The organism is Methylophilus glucosoxydans, from assembly GCF_042676145.1.
GTDB lineage: Bacteria > Pseudomonadota > Gammaproteobacteria > Burkholderiales > Methylophilaceae > Methylophilus > Methylophilus glucosoxydans.
In genome coordinates this window covers 288,077-309,830 of sequence record NZ_JBHTJW010000001.1, presented here as the reverse complement: position 1 = coordinate 309,830, position 21,754 = coordinate 288,077, and the positions used below count along the sequence as shown (strand labels likewise).

The 21,754-nt window shown below is 48.5% G+C and carries 19 protein-coding genes; 7 read left to right on the top strand and 12 right to left on the bottom strand.

What is annotated here, in order from left to right; translation table 11 throughout:
* The first annotated feature begins 22 nt into the window (after nt 1-22).
* The 4 genes from ACFQ1T_RS01490 to ACFQ1T_RS01475 all read left to right on the top strand — a co-directional run bounded on the left by ACFQ1T_RS01490 (nt 23) and on the right by ACFQ1T_RS01475 (nt 2,750).
* Nucleotides 23-664 carry a YchE family NAAT transporter gene (locus tag ACFQ1T_RS01490; protein ID WP_379073488.1) on the top strand — a complete coding sequence of 214 codons (642 nt, stop codon included), beginning with the start codon at nt 23-25 and terminating at the stop codon, nt 662-664.
* Between the two features lie 115 nt (nt 665-779).
* The gene (locus ACFQ1T_RS01485; RefSeq protein ID WP_379073765.1) at nt 780-1,235 is read left to right on the top strand and encodes an NUDIX hydrolase; all 456 of its coding nucleotides are present in this window, start codon (nt 780-782) and stop codon (nt 1,233-1,235) included.
* Nucleotides 1,232-2,326, top strand: a complete 1,095-nt coding sequence (mnmA, locus tag ACFQ1T_RS01480) for a tRNA 2-thiouridine(34) synthase MnmA (RefSeq protein ID WP_313985930.1) — start codon at nt 1,232-1,234, stop codon at nt 2,324-2,326. The genes ACFQ1T_RS01485 and mnmA overlap by 4 nt, the downstream gene beginning before the upstream one ends.
* Before the next feature lie 94 nt (nt 2,327-2,420).
* Nucleotides 2,421-2,750 (top strand): hypothetical protein, encoded by a 330-nt coding sequence (locus ACFQ1T_RS01475; RefSeq protein WP_194749265.1) that lies wholly within the window; start codon nt 2,421-2,423, stop codon nt 2,748-2,750.
* 33 nt (nt 2,751-2,783) lie between these two features.
* Here the strand turns inward: ACFQ1T_RS01475 and ACFQ1T_RS01470 are convergent, their stop codons facing one another.
* The 4 genes from ACFQ1T_RS01470 to ACFQ1T_RS01455 form a co-directional block, all read right to left on the bottom strand.
* Nucleotides 2,784-4,982, bottom strand: a complete 2,199-nt coding sequence (locus tag ACFQ1T_RS01470) for a TonB-dependent receptor domain-containing protein (RefSeq protein ID WP_379073487.1) — start codon at nt 4,980-4,982, stop codon at nt 2,784-2,786.
* A 250-nt stretch (nt 4,983-5,232) separates the two neighbouring features.
* Nucleotides 5,233-5,889, bottom strand: coding sequence for a PEP-CTERM sorting domain-containing protein (locus tag ACFQ1T_RS01465; protein WP_379073486.1), 657 nt, complete (start codon nt 5,887-5,889; stop codon nt 5,233-5,235).
* Between the two features lie 176 nt (nt 5,890-6,065).
* Complete coding sequence (locus ACFQ1T_RS01460) at nt 6,066-6,263, bottom strand: hypothetical protein (RefSeq protein ID WP_194749262.1); 198 nt, start codon at nt 6,261-6,263, stop codon at nt 6,066-6,068.
* A 244-nt stretch (nt 6,264-6,507) separates the two neighbouring features.
* A complete protein-coding gene (locus ACFQ1T_RS01455; protein ID WP_275356612.1) occupies nt 6,508-7,131 on the bottom strand; it encodes a glutathione S-transferase family protein in 624 nt (207 codons plus the stop codon).
* Between the two features lie 164 nt (nt 7,132-7,295).
* Between ACFQ1T_RS01455 and nadC the strand changes: the two genes are divergently transcribed.
* Nucleotides 7,296-8,186 carry a carboxylating nicotinate-nucleotide diphosphorylase gene (nadC, locus tag ACFQ1T_RS01450; protein ID WP_379073485.1) on the top strand — a complete coding sequence of 297 codons (891 nt, stop codon included), beginning with the start codon at nt 7,296-7,298 and terminating at the stop codon, nt 8,184-8,186.
* A 401-nt stretch (nt 8,187-8,587) separates the two neighbouring features.
* The gene (locus tag ACFQ1T_RS01445; protein WP_194749259.1) at nt 8,588-9,517 is read left to right on the top strand and encodes a helix-turn-helix domain-containing protein; all 930 of its coding nucleotides are present in this window, start codon (nt 8,588-8,590) and stop codon (nt 9,515-9,517) included.
* A 108-nt stretch (nt 9,518-9,625) separates the two neighbouring features.
* On the opposite strand, the gene ACFQ1T_RS01440 is transcribed toward ACFQ1T_RS01445, so the two are convergent.
* The 3 genes from ACFQ1T_RS01440 to ACFQ1T_RS01430 are packed head-to-tail and all read right to left on the bottom strand — an operon-like array spanning nt 9,626 to nt 13,770.
* The gene (locus ACFQ1T_RS01440; RefSeq protein WP_194749258.1) at nt 9,626-10,945 is read right to left on the bottom strand and encodes an ammonium transporter; all 1,320 of its coding nucleotides are present in this window, start codon (nt 10,943-10,945) and stop codon (nt 9,626-9,628) included.
* Between the two features lie 22 nt (nt 10,946-10,967).
* Nucleotides 10,968-11,735 (bottom strand): cytochrome c oxidase assembly protein, encoded by a 768-nt coding sequence (locus ACFQ1T_RS01435; protein WP_379073484.1) that lies wholly within the window; start codon nt 11,733-11,735, stop codon nt 10,968-10,970.
* 52 nt (nt 11,736-11,787) lie between these two features.
* Nucleotides 11,788-13,770, bottom strand: coding sequence for a primary-amine oxidase (locus ACFQ1T_RS01430; protein ID WP_379073483.1), 1,983 nt, complete (start codon nt 13,768-13,770; stop codon nt 11,788-11,790).
* A 1,119-nt stretch (nt 13,771-14,889) separates the two neighbouring features.
* Between ACFQ1T_RS01430 and ACFQ1T_RS01425 the strand changes: the two genes are divergently transcribed.
* Complete coding sequence (locus tag ACFQ1T_RS01425; RefSeq protein ID WP_379073482.1) at nt 14,890-16,680, top strand: GspE/PulE family protein; 1,791 nt, start codon at nt 14,890-14,892, stop codon at nt 16,678-16,680.
* 15 nt (nt 16,681-16,695) lie between these two features.
* Here the strand turns inward: ACFQ1T_RS01425 and ACFQ1T_RS01420 are convergent, their stop codons facing one another.
* Genes ACFQ1T_RS01420 through ACFQ1T_RS01400 form a run of 5 tightly spaced genes read right to left on the bottom strand, consistent with a single transcriptional unit; the run spans nt 16,696 to nt 21,540 of the window.
* Nucleotides 16,696-17,211 (bottom strand): cytochrome b/b6 domain-containing protein, encoded by a 516-nt coding sequence (locus ACFQ1T_RS01420; RefSeq protein ID WP_379073481.1) that lies wholly within the window; start codon nt 17,209-17,211, stop codon nt 16,696-16,698.
* A 26-nt stretch (nt 17,212-17,237) separates the two neighbouring features.
* Nucleotides 17,238-17,516, bottom strand: coding sequence for a PepSY domain-containing protein (locus ACFQ1T_RS01415; protein WP_379073480.1), 279 nt, complete (start codon nt 17,514-17,516; stop codon nt 17,238-17,240).
* Between the two features lie 13 nt (nt 17,517-17,529).
* The gene (locus ACFQ1T_RS01410) at nt 17,530-18,576 is read right to left on the bottom strand and encodes an alpha-hydroxy acid oxidase (RefSeq protein ID WP_379073479.1); all 1,047 of its coding nucleotides are present in this window, start codon (nt 18,574-18,576) and stop codon (nt 17,530-17,532) included.
* 4 nt (nt 18,577-18,580) lie between these two features.
* Complete coding sequence (locus ACFQ1T_RS01405; protein WP_379073478.1) at nt 18,581-19,261, bottom strand: Fe2+-dependent dioxygenase; 681 nt, start codon at nt 19,259-19,261, stop codon at nt 18,581-18,583.
* Nucleotides 19,262-19,269: 8 nt separating this feature from the next.
* Complete coding sequence (locus ACFQ1T_RS01400) at nt 19,270-21,540, bottom strand: TonB-dependent receptor (RefSeq protein ID WP_379073477.1); 2,271 nt, start codon at nt 21,538-21,540, stop codon at nt 19,270-19,272.
* Between the last annotated feature and the right edge of the window lie 214 nt (nt 21,541-21,754).

Genomic DNA, 21,754 nt, shown 5'->3' with positions numbered 1-21,754 from the left:
ACGATTGGGAGTCTGAAACAGCATGACCGAATACGCATATCTGCTCAAAGTCGCCATCGCCCTGATCGCCATCGTTAACCCCATCGGCTGCCTGCCTATTTTTATCAGCGCCACAAGTGGCTGGAGCAAAGCTGAGCGAGCACGTACCGCTCGTACAGTGGCTATCACCGTAATGATAGTCTTATGCGTCTCCGCCTTTATCGGTGACAAAATTCTCGACTTTTTTGGCATCACCATCCCCTCATTCCAGGTGGGAGGCGGTATTTTATTACTGCTAATTTCTATCTCCATGATGCATGGCAAACAGAGTGCTACGCGCCAAACTCCCGAAGAAGCTCATGACATGGCTGAGCGTGAAGTTATCGCCATTGTACCGCTCAGCATTCCATTATTAGCTGGCCCAGGTGCCATCTCGAGCATGATCCTGACTGCGCAACAGCACCCCGGCTTTTGGGGGCACCTTAGCCTGGTGGTTCCGATTGCGCTGATTTCGTTGTTCATCTGGGGCCTGTTACAACTCGCAGATGGCATTACGCACTACTTGGGTAAAACCGGTATCAATATTGTCACCCGCCTGATGGGTTTGATTCTGGCCGCCATGGCTGTTGAGTTTATTGCGCATGGCTTGTCTGGCCTGTTTCCACAACTGATCACTGCCGCATAGTGCCAAGGCGGGGTAAATTAAGCCTCCCCCAATCAATCACTTAGCGGTAAAATAGCGTTTTTAACGAAACCCGCAAATCTTGAATTCCACCGTTTCAAATCCATCCAAATCTTCCCTGCAGTGGAAACCTAACGTCACCGTTGCAGCCATCATTGAAAAAGATGGCAAATTTTTGCTGGTAGAAGAAACCACAGACCGCGGTAACAGGTTTAACCAGCCGGCTGGGCATCTGGAAGAAGGTGAAACGATTATTGCAGCTGCGATTCGTGAGACGCTGGAAGAGACGGCTTATGATTTCACCCCTGAGGCACTGGTGGGCATTTACCACTGGCAGCATCCGCTCAATGGCATTACCTACTTGCGTTTTGCCTTTACCGGCAAATTGGGTGCACATTATCCGGAGCAAGCATTAGACGATGGCATTATTCGCACCGTATGGAAAACTGAAGCCGAGATTGCGGCCGAAGGCGAGTTGATGCGCAGCCCGCAAGTGCTGTTGTGTGTGCAGGATTACCTGGCGGGTAAACGTTATTCTTTAGACATTTTGAAGCATTTGGGCCAAGCATTATGAGTAAGCCACATGTGATCGTCGGGTTGTCCGGCGGCGTTGATTCCTCCGTGACCGCTTTGTTGTTGAAACAGCAAGGCTATGAGGTCACCGGTTTATTCATGAAGAACTGGGAAGACGATGATACGGATGAGTATTGCTCTTCTCGCCAGGACCTGATTGATGCGGTTTCTGCGGCCGATAGAATTGGCATTGACATTGAAACCGTGAATTTTAGCGCCGAGTATAAAGAGCGAGTGTTCGCTAACTTTTTACAGGAATATCAGGCGGGCCGCACGCCCAACCCGGATATTTTGTGTAACGCCGAGATCAAGTTCAAGGCGTTTTTGGACCATGCCATGGGGATGGGCGCAGACTTAATCGCCACGGGGCATTATGCTCAAGTGCGTGAAAACCCGATCCAGCCAGGCAATTTTCAACTGCTTAAAGCCGATGATGGCAGCAAAGACCAGAGTTACTTTTTGTCACGCCTGAATCAGGCGCAGTTGTCAAAAACGCTGTTTCCGTTAGGCAAATACCTCAAGCGTGAAGTACGCGAAATCGCGCGTGAACATGGCCTGGCCAATGCCGAGAAAAAGGATTCAACTGGTATCTGCTTTATTGGCGAGCGGCCGTTTCAGGAGTTTTTACAGCGCTACCTGCCGCGTCATCCTGGCGTGATGCGTACGCCCGAAGGCAAAGTGGTGGGCGAGCATGAAGGCTTGATGTATTACACCATTGGTCAGCGCCAGGGGCTCAAGATAGGCGGTAGCCGTGAAAGCAATGGCGAGCCGTGGTTTGTCGCCGCCAAGCATATGGCCGATAACGAGCTGATTGTGGTACAAGGCCATGATCACCCGCTTCTGAAATCCGACGGGCTGAAAGCGGGACAACTGCACTGGATTAGTGGCGAAGAGCCGCGTACCAACTGGGTATATGCGGCCAAAACCCGTTATCGTCAGCCGGATGCGCCTTGCGAGGTCGATGCGGTGAATGCAGAAGAAGCGACAATTCGCTTTGGTCAGCATCAATGGGCCATCACACCGGGGCAAAGTGTGGTCGTTTACGAAAGCAACGTCTGTCTGGGCGGCGGCATCATCACGGGTGCGCTTTAACCCGGGTTGAGATCGCAAGCGCGAGGCATGGTTATTGCTTTTGTTTACACCATTTAATCAAAATACACTGCCAAGTGACAAGGAATGACACCTGATGGCCTACGTCTTAAAAAATAACCAAGGTGCGATTATTGCGGCCAGCCCAGATACGCAAGTGGCTGCGGACTGGGTGGAAATAGATAATACCGACACAGAGTATTTGTGTTTTCTGGATGACGAACTCAAAAGGCACCACACCTTCCGTGAGAGTGACATTCAGCTCGCGCGCGTGCTTGAAGACCTGATTGGCATTTTGATTGAGCGTAACCTGATCAGCTTTACCGACTTCCCGAGCCCCGCACAAAAACGCTTGAACGAGCGTCAAACCTTGCGTCACAAAAACAAGCTGCATTTGCTGGGCGATGACGATTTGGGCCCACTCTAGCAGCAGTCGTCAACCGACAATGCCCCATCTTGGCTAGTAGGTCAGTTCAATCTGAAATTTCACATTCCGGCCCGGGCCGTACATACCCAGGCCGCCCATGGTGCCATCCAGGCGATACAGCGTATTTTTGAGATTTTCACCGATCAGTCGTAACGTCACATATTTGCTCGCCTGCCAACGGGCACCTGCATTCCAAAGCGCATAGCCGTCCTGTGTCCCAAACCGGTAAGGGCTGGCGGTGGTGCCATCCCCACTTAACAGGATATCCCGGTCAGAAACCTTGCGGTAACTGAGGTTCAGATCGACTGCCTCTGAGAGCACGGCGCCCAGCTGCACATTGAAGGCATTGCCTGGCGCGGTATACAACGGCGCACTGACCAGCCCGGTATTAATCCCACCATTGATTCTGGAATACGCACTACGCAGATACCACCCACGATATTGCAAAAAGCTTTCAACCTCAACCCCGTTTCTGCGCTCCCAACCATCTTGCGCAAGATTGCCATTGGCATCTTCACGCAATGAGGTCAGCAAATGCGAGGTATAGGTGTGATAAAAATTCAGCTTGCCTGAAAACCAGATAGTGCTATTGAACAAGTGCGGTGTTTGATAACTCACCCCGGCCTCGGTGGTTTCAGAGCGCTGCGGCACATACAAATCCCCACAAATCTGCGACTTCGGCCCCTTGGTTGTCATGACTTGCGTACGACAACGGCTGAACGGCCCCTGCGTAAAATATTCATCAATCAGGGGCGGCCTGAAGCCTTGCCCGTAATTGCTGTAAAAGGTTAATTTGTCTGGGTTTTGTTTGGCGAAGGCATCATAGGCCAGGCCCAGACTCCAGGTCTCTTGTTTGAATTTGATGGTGCTTGCCTGGCCATACGGGGCGAGCAAGGCCAAAGTGCCTCCGTCAGCCTCTACTTGATAACGGTCCTGGCGATAGCCCGGGATCACTGAAAATGCGCCGAACTCAAACTTTGGTTGCACATAAATGGCATGAAACGACTTGCGCCCTGGCGGCGCTGAGGCATTAAAGCCATCGGGATAAAGCGCTTGTAACGCGGTCTTCCGATTGTCGAAGAAGCGGGTAATTTCACGTTCGCTGGCGTTGTATTGGTAGCCCGTCAGTAACGAAACAGACCATAGATCTTTCTCAGCAAAGATTGCCCGGTTGCTCAGGTCTACGGTGTTTGTTTTATATTCGTACGTATCCGTCAAATTGCCGCGGCAAGTCGTGGTATCCGCGGGATTTGTCGTATTGATGACACCCTGACACTGCCTTTGCAAGGCATTAAACGTGGAATTGAACGGCGCACCCTGACCAATCACATCTTGCAAATGCGTATGCCCGGCACCGATAGTACCCTTAAAGTTGATCCACGGGTGTTGAGGATCGTAGTTCACTGTCTCTGACCAGGTGAGATCATCCACCGAACGCACCACATTGCCAAAGAAACCGGGTTGTCCGCCTGTCGCATCATAGGGTTGTAGCCCGGTATCCTCAAACTTCACCACAGAGGTCACCAACTGCAAGTCTTCGGTTGGAAACACACTGACCTTGAGCAACTGTGAAATAGATTCAATCGCAGAACTTTGTAGCTTGGAGCCATCGCCCAAGGTCAAATTATTGGCCTGCCGATTGGAATAGTTATACAAAATATCCACGCGTTCATCGGGGCGCGCATACAGCAGATAGGAGCGTGAATATTCATCACTGTTATTGCCATAGCCAAACTTGGCCTTGCCACCATACTTCTGACCGGGCTTTAAAAAGTCTTCGGCATTTTTTGTCGTCGCATTGACAGTGCCTCCCAATGAACCGGAACCACTCGCAATCTGCGGCCCACGTTGTACTTCTATGCTTTTCAATAACTCAGGCTCGATAAACGTGCCGCCCATACGGTATTTCTCAAATCCTTTGGGCACGCCATCCACTTTCACCAGCACGTCTTCATTGTCCACGTAGCCTCGAATCCCAAACGTCATGCCACTCGGCCGTGGTCCGCCAGAGATAGACACCCCTGGCACGGCTCTGACCGCATCAAAAATATTGCTGGGCTGGGCACGTTGCAATTGTTCGCTGGTAATGGTGGTAACCGGCAAGGTTGGATTGATCCCAGTCTCGGGCGCTTTTTGTTTTTTTTCCTGGATGGTGACCTCAGGCAGCGTATCCACCTCCTCGGCCACTGGCTGTTTTATCGTGGGTGCTGGAGACGCAGGGGGCGTTTGCACGTCCGTTGCCTCCACGTCTGGTATTGGCTGCTCAGCCCAGGCGGCGTGAGGCCAAAAAAAACAGGCGAGCCAACACAGCCCCACAAACAAGGTTAACCTTGTGCGAATGAAGCTTTTTTCAGGCAGGCAACTGGAGAGGATCGCAAGAGAGCGAGCCCGCTTTAAACCGGTGATGTTCATTTAACGAAAATAAGTGGGCGCGCAAGAAAGGGGCTAAACAGCCCCTTTGCCATGGTCAGCCGAATGGGAATCAGGCTTGTTTTTTTGCGTTGCGGCGCGCGACAAATGCCATCAAACCCAGTCCCAAGCCCATCAGACTAAAGGCCTCAGGTTCAGGCACCGGTGTCACAGTAGGCACAGACACGGCGGCCAATGCCAATTGATCCAAACTCATACTGGATGAATTGGCATTGAATTTAAAGGTATACAGGCTGGAAGCGGCGACATTGCTCCATTTCCAATACAACTCTTGTTCAGCAGTTGCCCCTCCCATCACGGTGCCTTGATCTTCGTTAAACTGCAACACGGAAGTCGCTGTAACGCCATTCAAGGTTGCTGAACTGTTGGCCAGGGTGCCCAAGGTTGCAATGCGCAGATAGACATCAAACAGGCCTGTGCTGGCACCGCTCAAGGTCGCGGTGAATGCCGTAGCACCAGAGAAACTATAAATATTGCCCCCGCCAGTGATAAAAGCACCGCCTGTAGTTTCTTGCACAGAAGCGGTGATCCCGGCAGTCACAGCGACATCTGGTGTATTGTCATTGGTGCTGTTAAACACGTTCCACTCAGCATAACTCGCTGGTGTCAGACTCCCCCAGGGATTGGCGGTGTCCCATACTGCCTGGGTCGCAAATGCGTAACTATTGAACAGCATGCCTAAGGTGAATGCCAAAGCTGAAAATTTCATGATTTATTTCTCCTCAACGAGCGCTTGTGCCCCTTCCTCTCGAAGGCCATCGCGCCATTTTTTTAAAATGAAGTCTCACGGACCCACACCGTTGAGTATTTCAATCGCCACGCTTTGCGCATGGCAATAAAATTGAAATTAAAAAATAAAAGTGATGTTGTTTTAATCACGCATGGTCAGGCGCCTTGCTTCTCCTGCCTGGACTCAAAATCAACCACATAGCGGTACTGCTTGCCGCAATCAATAATGACTTCTTTCTGTCCCCGCTTGAGCAGGCGTATATCCACTTTGATGCTACCGAAGCCATCATGAGCGATGAGCTCATCCAGCAGTTCTAGCAATCTTTTTTTGACTGGTGCATTCATTGCCTGCATAGCATGTATTGATCATGTTTTTGAGTATTCTTAAATGATAACAATTATCATTTAGTTTTGCAACGTAAAAATATGATCTCTGATTAAGCTTAAGTAGATAGATGCAGTGAGGCCAAAAGGCAGAATGAAAGAGAAGGTAGACAAGGGGAAAGCGCCGCATCACAAGGTGAACGGCTGAAGATCAACTGGAGAAAATCAAGACAGCATCCCGACAGCTTAGGACGGAATGCTGAGATAAGGTGCCCTAAGGCTGTGGCATGGTTTGCTTGAAGCTGGGACGCTTTACCAGCACCCCGTAATGTTTGGCCAGATTAGGAAACTTCTCTTGCCAGTATTTGCCTTCCCATTGCACATTTTTAAAACGCAAGTCTATGTAGCCCAGCGCGGTGCCCAGGGCAATGTCTGCCAGACTGAACGTTTCGTTGACACACCACTTTTTCTTTAGCAAGTCATTATCAAGCACGGTCAGGCCAGCCGTCACCTTGGCAAATTGCTTTTCTATCCATGGCGCAGACTGCTGCACCTCTGGCTTGCGTTGTTCCAAGATCACCGCCACGGCAGCATCACACACACCATCGGCAAGTGACTCCCAGCGACGGACCTTGATTTTGGCTGAGTGGTCTTGCGGAATCAGGTGGGCCACCGGCGTGCGATGATCCAGATACTCGACAATCACGCGTGAATCATACAAGGCATCGCCATCATCCAGCACCAGCACAGGAACCTTACCCAACGGGTTGTGCTGGCTCACGGGACAATCCGGCGCAGACAGCACGACCTCCGTCAAAGTCAGGTCAATATGTTTTTCAATGGCGACGATACGCACTTTACGTGCATAGGGACTGTTAACCGTATATAAAAGCTGCATAGTGTGATGTGAGCCGGATTGAAGAGTACTTTTACCGAAAAAATACCCCATGACGCAATACGATGGTACAAAACTCGCTGGTCTTGGGGTGCTTTTATTATAATAGCTTTTGCCATGGGCTTAGAACGCTCATCTGCATAAATTTTAAATTGACTGAGCTGCTCATGACCACTGCATCACTTTACCAACACTTGCCCGACTACTTAAATGCCGATCTGATAGCGGCGCAAGTGCAATCGGCCCTGGCAGAAGACCTGGGCAAAGGCGACCTGACCGCTGCACTCATCCCTGCCGGCACCCAGGCCAGCGCGATCATCATCAGCCGTGAGGCTGCCATTCTCTGCGGCTGTGCCTGGGCGCAACAGTGCTTTGCGCAGTTGGATCGCAGCATCCAGCTCGAATGGCTGGTAAAAGACGGTGACCGCGTCGTCCCCAATCAAGCGCTGGTCCATATTCATGGCGACGCACGCGCCATGCTCAGTGCCGAACGCCCTGCCCTCAACTTTTTGCAAACGCTTTCTGCAGTAGCCACACATACCCGCCGCTATGTTGACGCGATTAGTGGACTCCCCACTCAAATTCTCGATACACGCAAGACCCTGCCTGGCCTGCGCCTGGCACAAAAATATGCTGTGCTCGCTGGCGGTGGCGCCAACCAACGGCTGGCCTTGTACGACGGCATCCTGATCAAGGAAAACCATATCGCCGCCGCAGGCTCGATTGCCGCCGTGCTTGAAGCCGCATTCGCCATGCGCAGCACGGATAACATCCAGATCGAAGTGGAAACGCTGGATGAACTGCAGCAAGCGCTGGATGCCGGCGCCACCAGTATCTTGCTCGATAATTTCACGCTGGAAGACCTGCGCAAAGCTGTCGCAATCAATCAAAAGCAAGCGTTGCTGGAAGCATCGGGCAATGTGGATTTAACGACGGTTAGGGCGATTGCGGAAACAGGCGTAGACCGGATTTCGATTGGCGCGCTGACTAAAAATATACAGGCGTTGGATTTGAGTATGCGAATTGAAATGCCATTTCAAAAACTTAATAAGACTTAATACTTCACTAAGCAAGCCCTTTTCACCTCCCACAAAATTCGGACAAATCCATCCAGCATTTAAGGCGGCGAGTACATTTTCCGCACGCATGACCCCGAGTGCAACAAAGGATGCATGCGCCCCCTTACGGTGCAATGCATCTGCTTTATGGCATGCGCCATTACTCCTAAGAACCTTCGGAATAATAAAGGAATTCAATAGCGCAATTAACAGGAAAATATTTATGAAACTGCTTAGGCTTTACAACGCAGGTGTTATTCAGCAAGCTCGCTTGAACGTCTCTCTAAAAATAACGATAACGGCTATATTAGCGATGTAAAAAAAAATGGTAAAAATGGAATGTTTTTTGCTTGCTCACACAAGTAAGACTTTAATTCATTTTAAATATAGTCATTAATCACATGCTGTCAGAAACGCAAAAGTTTGATGATATCGTTTTTCACGCAGCAGCCTTAAATGGCTGGTCCCAGCACTACGACCAATTAACGCCAGGTGAATTTAGAGGCTTTTTGCAAGACGTACAATTACCGAGTATGCGAATTTTTCGTGAGTATATGAACTGCAGCGTTGTTCAACATACCATGGCCCCCAAAAATACATTCAATCTTATTATTCCTATTCGTGGCACGCAAGATACTAAGCTTAGCAATCATACATTACGACCCGACTGCTTTACATTAATCCCCTCAAGTGCAGAGTTCTTTCTCTGTACACAAGGAGAAACTGACTATGTAGTTATTTCTCTAGATGAGTCTTTTTTAGAGAAAATGCTTGTCCCAGAAGACTTTGATACCTTTTTGAAATATCCAAAAGGATACTCCCTAAGATGCGATGAATCCGCTTTATGTGCCCTGCAATCATTGTGCAAACATGTTTTAGACGATAGAACGCCTGATCTAGCCGGCAATTTAAAAGGGCGTGTGCAAGCGCTTTTTAGAGATGAAGTGATTAATTACCTTTTACAAGGAATGGATGTAGCAGGTCAACGATCAAGGATCAGAAATTTGGAATCCAACCATCACTATCTTGTCCGATACTGCCATGACAGAATTTTAAATGAGAAAGGTCAAATCAGCATACTGACACTTTGTAATGAATTGCGGATACCAAGACGCACTCTGGCTTATGCATTTGAGAGGGTGACCGGTGTATCACCGAACAACTACCTAAGAGCAGTCAGGCTGAATGCTGCAGATAGAGGCCTTAGAGACTCCCCCGATTGGGCATTAACCGACATCGCACACCATTATGGTTTTACTCATTCCAGCCACTTCGGGCGAGAGTATAGAAAACTATTTGGAAAAAGGCCTTCCGACCATCGTAAATGGTGACGGTTGAGTTAATTTGCAATTCGTCACCTCCTTCAATCCACAAATACCTTGCAATAAAAAACGGGCACCAGAAGACCTGGCACCCGAAAAAATAAACACCTTTAAATTTTAGGGATTGTAAGCACGCTCATTGTGTTGAGAAATATCCAAACCTTGCTCTTCAACTTCATCAGAATCCCTTAGACCTACAGTTAAATCAATCAATTTAAGAATGATCCAGGTAATGATGACGCTATAAAAAATAGTAAACAACACACTTGCAGACTGCGCTAAAAACTGATGGGTAATGTTCATATTCACAATATGCCCTCCCAACTTGTCCGAGGCTAGAATCCCAGTCATCAACGCCCCAACAATCCCCCCCAAACCATGAATTCCAAACACATCCAGCGTATCATCATATCCAAATTTTTGTTTAATCGAAGTCACCCCAATAAAACATACCACCCCTGCAGACATTCCAATCAGTATTGCTCCAAATGTACCAACAAATGCACAGCCAGGAGTAATCCCGACCAAGCCTGCAATTGCCCCTGATATCACCCCTAAAGCACTCACATGTCCAAGTTTGACTCGTTCAATTATTGCCCATGCAATCACCCCTCCGCATGCACCTAATTGCGTATTTAGTAAGGTCGTGCCTACTTTTGCATCCACAGCCATACCTGACCCGACATTGAAAGCAAACCAGCCCACCCAGAGCAGACCACCTCCCACCAATGTCATCACGAGGTTATGGGGCGGCATGGCAGCCTTAAGATAGTATTTACGTTTGCCGACCATGATTGCAGCCACCAATGCAGCCACACCTGTATTGATATGGACGGCAGTACCTCCAGCAAAATCCAACGCGCCCCAATCGGCCAACAATGCACCAGGTCCGGCCCAAACCATGTGAGCCATTGGCAAATAGGCAAATGTGAACCATAAAATGAGGAATAATATTGCTGAAGAAAATTTGATGCGCTCAGCAAAACCCCCAACTACCACAGCGGGAGAAATAATAGCGAACATCATTAAAAACATAATCATTACGCCTTCAGGAATGGCTCCAGCACCAGTATCAATGCCAGCAAGAAATGCTTTATCCAGCCCGCCGATAAAGCTCCTAATCGTAATGTGCCCAGGGCTTGCTCCAGTCATATCAAGCATCAGGCTATATCCATACACGACAAACAATACGCCAATAATGCCAGCAGACAGAATTAACTGCGTGAAGATAGAAAGTACGTTTTTTGAGCGTACCATCCCGCCATAAAACATTGCTAACCCGGGTAAATACATCATAGCAAGTAGCGTGGATGCAGTAAGCATCCACGCAGTTGCTCCAGTATCAATTACCGTAGAGGTATCCGCCAACACCGTTAAAGGGAATTCAAGGGCTATTATCAAAAATGCCCAGAGAAGAGTATGTATTTTTAAATTCATAATAGTAAACTTTCATGATCAATCATCTATGGACAGGATTCGCTGACACACGTAAAAAGTCACAGAATCTATTTGATAGTACAAAAAAAAGTGTTGCGGAAATTAACAATAAAGCGCCTCCCAATGCTTGGTCAGCCCTAGGGCCCAGAGATTGACCTAACTTAATTAATACGCCAACCAATCCATTCGTCTTTGATAAACACTGCGGCATTGGGTATAGAGGAGCGGCCATCATTAACAATATGCCGACCAAGACCTGAGGCACCGTAATTGCCAAATGAAATACCCAAAATCTAAGCGAGGATATGAAACCCTGCTGATAAAGAATCGCTGCTGCATAACACAACAAAACACCGCTGATCGCCATTGCCCATTTCATTGCTCTGTACAAACTTCCATCATGCATTAACTGGATATGTAGTTCTGGCCAGACCCACATCACACTCATGGCTAAAAAGGAAAGCATGATCAAGGAGCTTGCTAATGGAGACGCTAAAATCTGAGCAAAGGGCTTGTTAAGTTTTGATGGTAACTTTAACTCTGCCATGAGTAGTAGCATCGGCGCTACATGATGAATGAGCGCACTCTGCAAGCAGTGAAGCCATACGGAATGTCTAGCCACAATATCTAATTGAGGCATTAATCCTATAACCATCGTTGTAATGGCCGTAATCATTAAGCCTGGAGAGGCTCTACACGCTTTTCGATTATTAATTAACAATAACGCAAAAACTGCAATTGCCATTAACTCCCAGCTAATCTGATGATTCATCATGATTTGATCACGCATATACGATCCCTGCCCGCTCATGCACTACATGAGCGGATCACAAAACGAGTGGTTAGAGGGGATTATGTTGACAGCATGGCGCCGAATGACCCTCCCCATCAGCAACACTTGCTGTGTCTGCCCCTGCTGGTAAATCCATTGCCGGATTTAGCTCAAAGAAGTTATTTGGCTGTAGTTTGAATCCCACATACATCGTTGGCATAACTGGAAAATCTTCTGGCTTGCAAACATGCGTGTGCCCAAACGTATGCCAGACAACAATGTCGCTGTTGGAAATCGGGCGATTCTGTTTAACCCATACAGGTAAGCCATCGCCATAGTGCTGATTGGGATACTCACCAGACCCATATCGCTCATCTGGGGAATATGGAGTCACCCATAGATGATTACGCGCAAATCCAGCGCGACGTCCGGTTTGGCTGCCTGGCTGGGCAAGAATTACTGGATTATGCTCTGCGACAAGTTTGTAGCCAGGATGATTGCCGACTGAGTTTTTAATATTTGGATTGATTACCTTCCAAAATCTACCACTTTGCCCATTGGCTTCACGGCAGGCATCTAATTCATTGGCGAAGGTAATCGTCTCGGTATTAAATACATTGCCATATTGATTTCCCTCTCCAATCGGGCGCGGATAAAAATTGGTTTCGGTGACTGAGTTACGCTCCCCATCAACCATCATATGCAACCTCGCACTAAAGAAGTGCTGATGCGTTGGCCCATACAACTCAGGAGTCACCATGCCTCCTGACGGCTTTTCTCCAGGCTTAACAGCACCAGTTTGAATGATGCCAGTTAACTTGGCTTCTAGCTGAATAGTGCCATCCTGATACAAATACCAATAGAATCCATAGTCATAATTCGCCACAGTACAGAAGAAGCTAATAACCAACCTTCTCGAACGACGGATTTCATAAACACCTGAGCGGAATTCATAGTGTTTCCAAAGTGTTCCGTAGTCCTCCTCATGCATACAAATTGCATTCTTCATGACAATGGGTTCGCCCAAGTCATTCACTGTGGGTATATCAAAATAGCGAATGGCGCCTAAGCAGTCACACCCTAGTTCAAGTTGATTTGCCAGACGACCCAAGCCATACTCTCCACCATCAAATGCACATTTCCAATAATGATTTAACGCTTCATCAGAGTAAGGAACCCCCATGTCTGTAATACTGGCTCTGTAGATGATAGGGCGCACTTTACCTTTATCGGCGTATCCTAATTGGTGAAGCACCAACCCCTCACGCGGTGTAAAGCCGACTCTAAACTCCCAGTTTTGCCAAGAGACTTTCCAATCATCATCAACAGTAAAACTAACCCCTTCAGGCTGAATAATATGCAGCGGCTTTAACCCTTCTCTCGGTTTGCCAAGGGATGGCGTGTCGTAGTTGATTATTCTTTGAGGTACCGGAATATCCACACCATCATCAAGCAACTCAATCACTCGACCTTCGTTGAGGTCAATAATTGCAACCAAGCCCTCTATCGGACGCGCATAGCCATTGTCAGTTAACTTGTCTCTCACAAAAGCAACGCCACGCATAAGCCGGCGATGCTTATAGTCTGGTTTATTCTCAAAGAAGTGGCCATAAGACCAAGGATCAATCTGAATATTTTCGATATCCGCATCATTCAGTCCGCGTGCTTTTAGTGCCGCTCGCCAGTCAGGATCATTCTGTACAATTTCTACACAGGTATCGAACTCCTCAAGAATAATAGGTGCATGCCCGCGTGTTTCAATGTCCAATTTTTCCCATGAAATAATCTCTTGAGAACGTAAATCCACCACGGCTTCAAAAGTGTCTCCCGTTGCCTTATCCAAGATTAAAGAAAAGGCTCGACGAGTCATTGGTTGCCCTGGAATGTAATCAATCACTTCGTCTTTACTTGGCTCTTGCAAGTACAAATAGGGAAAGCGACATTGACTCCCTAGACCTTTACTCTGACGAAGGATTTGGCTAGCTAGCGCTATCTCCTTAGTTGATAAAGGATCCAAAGGATGTAACGCTTGGACAGTGTCATTTGATTTCATGATAGTACCTTTGTGAATAATCAATAATGAATCACCTGCCACTCGACAATTCGAAATCGAGAAATTTCTAGAGCAACAGAGTTACACGTAGTTTCTCGCTATCACCCACAAACAACTATCACATTTTTGCAAGTTCTATTTTATGCAGTATTAAGCCACTCTTTGGCAACCATCCTCTTTATCGATTTTCCTTAAAATATGCAGTAAAAATATCTTGCGGAAAATCAGCGGAAGATCGCTCTATCAATGAGTGGGGAAAATTATTAGGGACAAGTGCTAACAGAATGACTCGTAAATTTAAGTCAGAGGTTGGCTTAAATAACAGGCAACGGAAAAGAAAATTTAAGGCATTTTTCACATTGGGCAAGTTATCAACGAATTACTGTACTACAGAGATATCAATGACTTAGGCTACGCATCTGTTTCAGCTTTTACATGTATGTTCATGGAGGAAATCGGATGTAGCCCATCAGAATGGAGCAATAAAACTTCAAATCAATTTTGCCTGAAAACTTGAGACATATACCTGATCGTCTTGCACTGCAACTTTGGAACCGCGCAGCAAGAAATCTGTTCTTGGATAAAGTTAACACGCTCGTAAAACACTACTGTGTTCGAAATAAATGGCTTTCAGGGAAAGAATGATATTGAGCTAACTCATAATGAAAAAAGGTTATAGGCGTTACCACTGATCATCTTCACCTTTTGCCAATTTGTGATAGCTGACCCTGATGCAAGACCGCAAAATAAATCTACGTTTTTTATAGAAACGATCATCTTTTATGCTCACATCCACTATGCTTGCTTTAGCTGCAAGCAACGCAAGGAAGCCGTAAGGGCGTGATGGCTGAGTATCCTCCTCTTAGATTGCTTTCTGGTAGAAAAGCACCAGAAAGCAACTCGCCTAGAGGCAAAAAATATCTCTTTAAGAAACATCCATCAAGATTTTCCCCAAATCAAAACTTAATAACGCTCAACAATAAGTGACAGACTCAAATTAAAAAACCTTTAGAAAACCCAGACTAAACACATTTCCAATCTAAGCAATGTGACCATTTCTGCCACCTCCTGATGGCATGACTCTTGCATCATTTGCAGCTAGTCTAGCCAGCATGTGACATGAATAGTCCAATCCCCGTTTCCTCGCCCAAAACCATAGAGAGCCTGCGCCTCTCGGATTTGTTACGCATGCTGGTTGCTCATGGGCATGCAGATAAAGTCCAGGCTGAAAAGCTTTATAAAGATCGCAAGAGGGACAGCTCCAAAATTCACCCGGTTGTGATTGTGGCCGAGCAAAAATGGCCGGATTTACAAAACCCCAATCAATTATTGACTGTAGAGGCCCTGAGTCGCTTTGTGGCAGAGCAGGCTGCAGTGCCTTATTATCAAATCGACCCTCTAAAACTGGACTTTAGTGCCGCGGCGCAAATTGTGTCGCAAGCCTATGCCGAGCGCCTGCGCATCATGCCGATTACGGTCAAGAATGGGGTGGCCACAATTGCGACGGCCGATCCGTTCCACCAGACCTGGCTGCATGATCTGGAGCGTATGCTGAAGTTGCGCATTGAAGTGGTGATGGTGAATCCGCTGGACTTGCAGCGTTATTTGCCCGAGGTGTATCAGCTTTCTGCAGCGATTCAATCTGCCAATGCCGCCAAGGCCGGACAAATTGTCGGCGTACAAAACTTTGAACAGTTGATTGAGCTGGGCAAAGACCGCCAACTGGATGCGAATGAACAGCATGTAGTGAGTATTGTCGACTGGTTGTTTAAATATGCGTTTGAACAGCGCGCCAGCGATATCCACCTGGAACCGCGCCGCAATCTGGGCTTGATGCGTTTCCGCATCGACGGTGTCTTGCATCAGGTCTATCAGTTGCCGAGCAATATCATGAATGCGATTACCAGCCGCATCAAGCTGCTGGGGCGGATGGACATGGTGGAAAAACGCCGCCCACAGGATGGCCGTGTCAAAACCGTAGACACTGATGGCAAAGAGGTTGAATTACGCTTATCGACCATGCCGACCGCGTTTGGCGAAAAACTGGTGATGCGAATTTTCAAGCCGGATGTGCTGGTACAGGATTTTCAGTTACTTGGTTTTTCCAAGCGACAGGGCGAGCAATGGGCGCAGTGGACACACCAGCCCAACGGCATCATTTTGGTCACCGGGCCTACCGGCTCGGGCAAAACCACCACGCTGTATACTACCCTCAAGCAATTGGCGACCGATGAAGTCAATGTATGTACGGTAGAAGACCCGATTGAGATGATAGAGCCGGCGTTTAACCAGATGCAGGTGACACAGAATATCGGCCTGGGCTTTGCCGAAGGCATACGCACACTGATGCGCCAGGACCCCGATATTATCATGGTCGGCGAGATCCGCGACCAGGAGACCGCAGATATGGCGATTCAGGCCGCACTGACCGGCCACCTGGTGCTATCCACGCTGCACACCAACGATGCGCCATCGGCTGTGACGCGTTTGCTGGATTTAGGCGTGCCTGCTTACCTGATACATTCCAGCCTGCTGGGGATTATGGCGCAACGGCTGGTGCGCACCTTGTGCCCGCATTGCAAAACAGAAGCCACCATTTCAGACGCAGAATGGGCCAGCGTTACGCGCCCGTTCAAGGCCGCCAAACCGGCAAAAATCATGAAAACCGTGGGCTGCAAGGAGTGCCGCAACACGGGTTACCGTGGTCGCACCGGGATTTATGAGATGCTGACACTGACGCCGACCTTACGCAAACTGATCACGCCTGAAACCGATTTGATTCAGCTCAGACAAGCCGCTACACAAGCGGGGATGCAGCCTTTGATGTTAAACGGTGCTGAGAAAATTGCGGCGGGACTGACAACCGTAGAAGAAGTGCTCAAGGTTGCCCCACCGATTGAAGTAGATTAAAGGCGCAAGGCCCGCTTATTTGCGTAAGTGAATGCGGCCATGCCACATTTGCCGCACTAAATGCTGCTTGGACAAGCGTCCAATCCAGATTACCGCAACAATATGCAACGCAATCACAGCCATCAGCAACCAACTCAACAGCGCATGAATTACAACCGGCCCCTCTTCGCCCCAAAAGGCATCGGTGCGGCTTAACCAGCCAGTCAGCGCCAGCAAGGCAATCAGCATCCAGATGACATACACGGCCCATTGGCCTAGCGGATTGTGCCCGGCATGCACAGGCAGGGTTGCTTGACGCACCTCTGCAATGTGCAAGCGGATGTCACGCAGGCCGGGCAGATGAAAGCGCGCACTTGGATATGCGCTAAAACACCCGACCAAGATGCGGATCAAAATGATTGCCTGCACAGCGTAGCCAACCGTGCGATGCAGCACATCCGTTTCGTACCAGACATGGCTCATCAGCCACAATGCCATCACCCCGGCTGCCACCAGCCAGTGACTCAGACGCACCCACCAGGGCCAAAGCATTGCGGATGGCTGCAACATCTCGCCACTTAGTCTTTCAACCCGATGGCTTTGACGATCGCCAGCGTTTTCATGTCGAAGTAAATCTCAACCTTCTTACCCTCTTTGTTACGGCCATAAATTTCGTAGCAATTACCGTCTACTTTAAATTTTTTGATGGTATAGCCCTCTGCTTCCAGCGCTTCTTTAAGGGTATCTTCCGAAGCCCACTCCTCTTTTGGATAGGATTTGCAATCCGCCGCGGCCAACGTAGCTTGTGCATGCAGCAGGCCAATTGCCAACAAGAGTGAAAAACCAATTTTTTTCATCAAAACGTCCTTTTCATGATTCAAAGAATTCTACCTGGCGCAGCTCTGCCAAATTCGAAACGCCAGTCAACGCCATGGTCATTTCCAGCTCATCACGCAAAGTGCGGATCACTTTTGCCACGCCCATCGCGCCTTCTGCGGCCAGGCCCCATATATAAGGGCGACCAATACAAACGGCATCAGCGCCCATCGCCAGCGCTTTAAACACATCTTGCCCGGAGCGGACACCACTATCCACCAGGATTTTGCATTGGCTACCCACGGCAGCCACGATCGTTGGCAGCACTGCCGCCACAGACGGAGTGCTATCAAGCACGCGGCCACCGTGATTGGAAATGACCACGCCGTCACAGCCGCATTCCACCGCCCGTTGGGCATCCTCTACATGCATCAGGCCTTTCAGTAGCAGGGGGAGGTTCACTTGCTGCCTGAGCCAGGCCACATCGTCCCAGGTCGGCGCCTGCGTCATCCAGCCATCGAACACCGTACTTTGGCCCGTTTGTAAGGGTCGCATTGCCAATGGCTGCGCCAGGTTGACCGCGGAAATCCCCTCGGGTAAATCGATCAAAGCTTGCTTGACTGGCGCATCGACAGTGAACACGACTGCGCTAATGCCAGCTGCCACGGCTTTATGCAATAACGCTTGGGTACGTTCACGATCGCCTTGCCAATAGAGCTGAAACCAGAGCGGTTGTTGCGCCTGCATCACAATCTCGCTCACGGCTTGACTGGCCAGACTGCTCACCATCATCTGCCCCTGCTGGGCATTGCAAGCGACAGCGGTGCCAATCTCGCCATCGGCATGAAACAAGCGCTGATAAGCCACTGGCGCCAGCAGGATGGGATGCGCCCATTGCTCGCCAAAAATGCTACACCTTGTGTTCGGTTGATGGAGGGGTTGGAGTGGACGTGGGCAAACTTTCTTGCTTTGCCAACCAGCTTCGTTGACCTGCAATTGCAACCCGTTCCCGGCATCTGACTGCAAATAATGCCAGACATCAGCGGGCAATTTGGCTTGCGCTTGCTGGGCAAAATAGGAGAGCAAAGGTAAGGACTGCATTCGCTTAGAGCGCCCACTGGCGCAACAGGTTATGGTAAATGCCGGTTAACTGCACCACTTCTGGCGTTTCCCCTTGTTGCTGGCGCAAGCGGACCAAGGCCATATCCATATCAAACAGCATGCGCCGTTGCGCGGCGTCGCGCACCATGCTCTGAATAAACATAAAGCTGGCCAAGCGCTCACCACGCGTGACCGGCGTCACCGCATGCACCGAGCTGGAAGGATAAATGACGATAGCACCCGCTTTGAGCTTGATGCGCTGGTCACCAAACACATCCTGCACCACCAGCTCACCGCCTTCATATTCATCCGGGTCGTTAAAAAACAAAGTAGCCGAAACATCTGCCCGTACCCGCGTACTACCATCCGGCATATGACGCATGGCACTATCGACGTGAAATCCATAGGCATTGGTCTCACCCGCATAACGATTCACAAAAGGCGGCAAGATTTTGTCTGGCAACGCGGCCGAAAAAAATAAAGGATCGCGCTGCAATGCCTGCAACACGATCCTGCGGATTTGTGCCAGCAACGGGTCGTCTTCGGCCAGTTGCTGGTTGTTTTTAACACTGGCTGCCTGAATACCGGCGGTTGTGCGGCCATCCACCCATTGCGCCTGCTTCAGCAAGGCACGGATAGTATGCAGCTCTTCTTCAAGCAAAACCCCCGGTAAACTTAACAGCAAATTAACTCCTAGAACTTGTACTCAGTAGTGACGATAGCCTGACGACGGTTGCCTGGTGTCAAGAAAGCACCATTATCATAAATCGCATCATAATACGTTTTATCCAGCAAGTTCTTGATATTTAAACGCACCGCCCATTTCGGTTGTTCGTAGGCCACCATCGCATCGACGCGTGCATAGCCAGGTGCAGTATTGGGTTTAAACTGACCATTTACAAATGCTGTACTTGTCGTCGCTGTAGGGTTATATCCGTAGCGATCCGCTTTGGCCTCTACCCCGCCACCGATTTTCCAACCATTACTCCAGTCATAAGTTGTCCACAGATTAAAAGTCGTACGTGGCGTGTTTCTAGCGCGCTCACCTGCAAATCTTGGGTCAGCAGCATTAACTTGGCCAATCGTTGAACATGTATTCGATGTTTGCGCACAAATATTCACTGCCGGATTAATAATTGTGGCATCAAGGAAAGCAACACCAGCAAAAATATCCCAATTCTCTGTTACTTTACCAGTGAGTTCGACTTCTAAACCATTTGTACGACGTCTCTTAGTAAGGATTGGCGTATTACCAAAGGAAGCAATATCTGTATTACGCTCCCAATCTTTAGTCGTTGTAAAAATAGCGGTTCTTAAGGCTAAGTCGCCATCTAAGAACAACCATTTGGACCCAATCTCAAGGGTTCGACTACGCTCAGGCGGTTGTTTGACTGTAGTTAACTGATACAGGTCCGCTGTTGGGCTGAAGGAGTTGCTGTAAGTGATGTAGTAATGCTGGTTAGCATCTGGTTGCCATGACAAACCACTGCGGTAGCTATTTTGCCCATAATCTAAACTAGAGACTGCAGAAGTATTGTAATCAGCCTTCATTTCATCTCGACGCAGACCTGCCAAAACTGTCCAGTGTGGAATAAACTCTATACTGTCTTGAACATATACAGCATAGTTATCGGCAGAAAACTTCGCAGGCGTTCCAGTCATTGCCTCAAACCCACTAGAATATGACACACCGTTCGCGGTAATCGCGTTATTCAGTGCATTACCCGTCTGCGTGTATGGAAGCCCTGTATTAGGATTGACTGGTTGCAAAGAGTTTCTATATGAATGCTCATGCAAATATTCAACACCGCTCAGTAGTGAGTGATGCATACCAGCTAAATCAAACTTAGTCGTAAAGTCGGATTGGAGATTATATGTTTGATAAGACTGAGTCCTTGTAACGTTACCACCAACGCTTTGATTGGCGGTTGGCAATAATGTTGAACTTGGCTTTTTCGCCCAATATGCGCGTTCATAATCCCCATGTCTTAATTGAGTACGCAGTTGTGTGTCTTCAGTAAATTTGTGGGTGAAAATGGCGGTAGTAATATTGGTATCACTATTGTCAAAATTATTACTACTTCCATAGAAGGTCTTATCGTCTACTTTGGTCCCATTAATCGTAGTGTTAATAGGGCGCTCATTTACAAAAGAAACGCCAAAATCCGGGACATCTCGAGTGCGCAAATATTGATGATTTAAGAAGACCTCGTTTTCAGTCCCGATACCAGCCCCAAAACTGACTGCAATCCCCTGACGATCAAATTCGGGATGATCCCCGTTTGCCGGGTTTTTGCGGTAGGTTTCTTCGTGCCTATCCATGACATTCACGCGAATGGCCGCTGTATCTGTCAGCTTTTTATTAAAGTCGCCCGTCGCTTGATGATAATCATAATTACCCAGACTCCCTGTCACGATATTCTTGTCGTGTAACTCTGCCATCTTACTCACCTGGTTGATGACACCACCCGCCTGACCACGCCCAAACAACATCGCCGCAGAACCACGCAAGACATCCACCTGCTCCAGGTTAAATGTCTCGCGGTTGTACTGTGCGGTGTCACGCATGTTATCCAGATAAATATCGCCAAAGGTATAGAAACCGCGCAGGTTAAAGTTATCGCCAGCACGGCCCCCTTCAGCCGCATTGACTGATAAGCCAACCACATTCCGCAAGGCTTCACGCAGTGAGCCCACTTGCTGATCATGCAGCAATTCTCTGGTTAGCGTAGTGACTGCCTGCGGCACATCTTGCGGATCCTGATAGGTTTTACCGACGCGGGTCTTGGTCGCTTGATAGCCTTTATTAGGCGCATCTTGAATTCGTTGCGTTTTGACCTTCACCTCGGTCATGGTCTGAGTCGCGTCTGCAGTTTTTTTCTCTTCATCTGCCGCGATCGCAATCGCTGGAAGCGCCATCATCAGCGCTATCGTCATTGTTTTCTTATTAAAGCCGGATGGCATAAATAGTTCCCGTCATTGATTGAATGAGTTAATTGCTGGCTACTGGAAACAATGCTCGTTGGCTTGCAAATTGAATAAGCAAGAATGATAACAATTCTCATTTTTACAAGCAATGAAAGGTTGTGCGAGAATTTATTTGTACAAATGTAAATACTGGTGGAAATCCAAGCGTCATATAGCTCAAATTGTGCGGTACCGTTTAATCGAAGTAGGT

What these genes read in the sequence shown, in the direction of transcription:
- ACFQ1T_RS01490 (WP_379073488.1), top strand. Translation starts at nt 23, where the DNA reads ATGACCGAATACGCATATCTGCTCAAAGTCGCCATCGCCCTGATCGCC.
- mnmA (WP_313985930.1), top strand. Translation starts at nt 1,232, where the DNA reads ATGAGTAAGCCACATGTGATCGTCGGGTTGTCCGGCGGCGTTGATTCC.
- ACFQ1T_RS01475 (WP_194749265.1), top strand. Translation starts at nt 2,421, where the DNA reads ATGGCCTACGTCTTAAAAAATAACCAAGGTGCGATTATTGCGGCCAGC.
- ACFQ1T_RS01465 (WP_379073486.1), bottom strand. Translation starts at nt 5,889, where the DNA reads ATGAAATTTTCAGCTTTGGCATTCACCTTAGGCATGCTGTTCAATAGT.
- ACFQ1T_RS01460 (WP_194749262.1), bottom strand. Translation starts at nt 6,263, where the DNA reads ATGCAGGCAATGAATGCACCAGTCAAAAAAAGATTGCTAGAACTGCTG.
- ACFQ1T_RS01455 (WP_275356612.1), bottom strand. Translation starts at nt 7,131, where the DNA reads ATGCAGCTTTTATATACGGTTAACAGTCCCTATGCACGTAAAGTGCGT.
- nadC (WP_379073485.1), top strand. Translation starts at nt 7,296, where the DNA reads ATGACCACTGCATCACTTTACCAACACTTGCCCGACTACTTAAATGCC.
- ACFQ1T_RS01445 (WP_194749259.1), top strand. Translation starts at nt 8,588, where the DNA reads ATGCTGTCAGAAACGCAAAAGTTTGATGATATCGTTTTTCACGCAGCA.
- ACFQ1T_RS01440 (WP_194749258.1), bottom strand. Translation starts at nt 10,945, where the DNA reads ATGAATTTAAAAATACATACTCTTCTCTGGGCATTTTTGATAATAGCC.
- ACFQ1T_RS01435 (WP_379073484.1), bottom strand. Translation starts at nt 11,735, where the DNA reads ATGCGTGATCAAATCATGATGAATCATCAGATTAGCTGGGAGTTAATG.
- ACFQ1T_RS01430 (WP_379073483.1), bottom strand. Translation starts at nt 13,770, where the DNA reads ATGAAATCAAATGACACTGTCCAAGCGTTACATCCTTTGGATCCTTTA.
- ACFQ1T_RS01425 (WP_379073482.1), top strand. Translation starts at nt 14,890, where the DNA reads ATGAATAGTCCAATCCCCGTTTCCTCGCCCAAAACCATAGAGAGCCTG.
- ACFQ1T_RS01420 (WP_379073481.1), bottom strand. Translation starts at nt 17,211, where the DNA reads ATGCTTTGGCCCTGGTGGGTGCGTCTGAGTCACTGGCTGGTGGCAGCC.
- ACFQ1T_RS01415 (WP_379073480.1), bottom strand. Translation starts at nt 17,516, where the DNA reads ATGAAAAAAATTGGTTTTTCACTCTTGTTGGCAATTGGCCTGCTGCAT.
- ACFQ1T_RS01410 (WP_379073479.1), bottom strand. Translation starts at nt 18,576, where the DNA reads ATGCAGTCCTTACCTTTGCTCTCCTATTTTGCCCAGCAAGCGCAAGCC.
- ACFQ1T_RS01400 (WP_379073477.1), bottom strand. Translation starts at nt 21,540, where the DNA reads ATGCCATCCGGCTTTAATAAGAAAACAATGACGATAGCGCTGATGATG.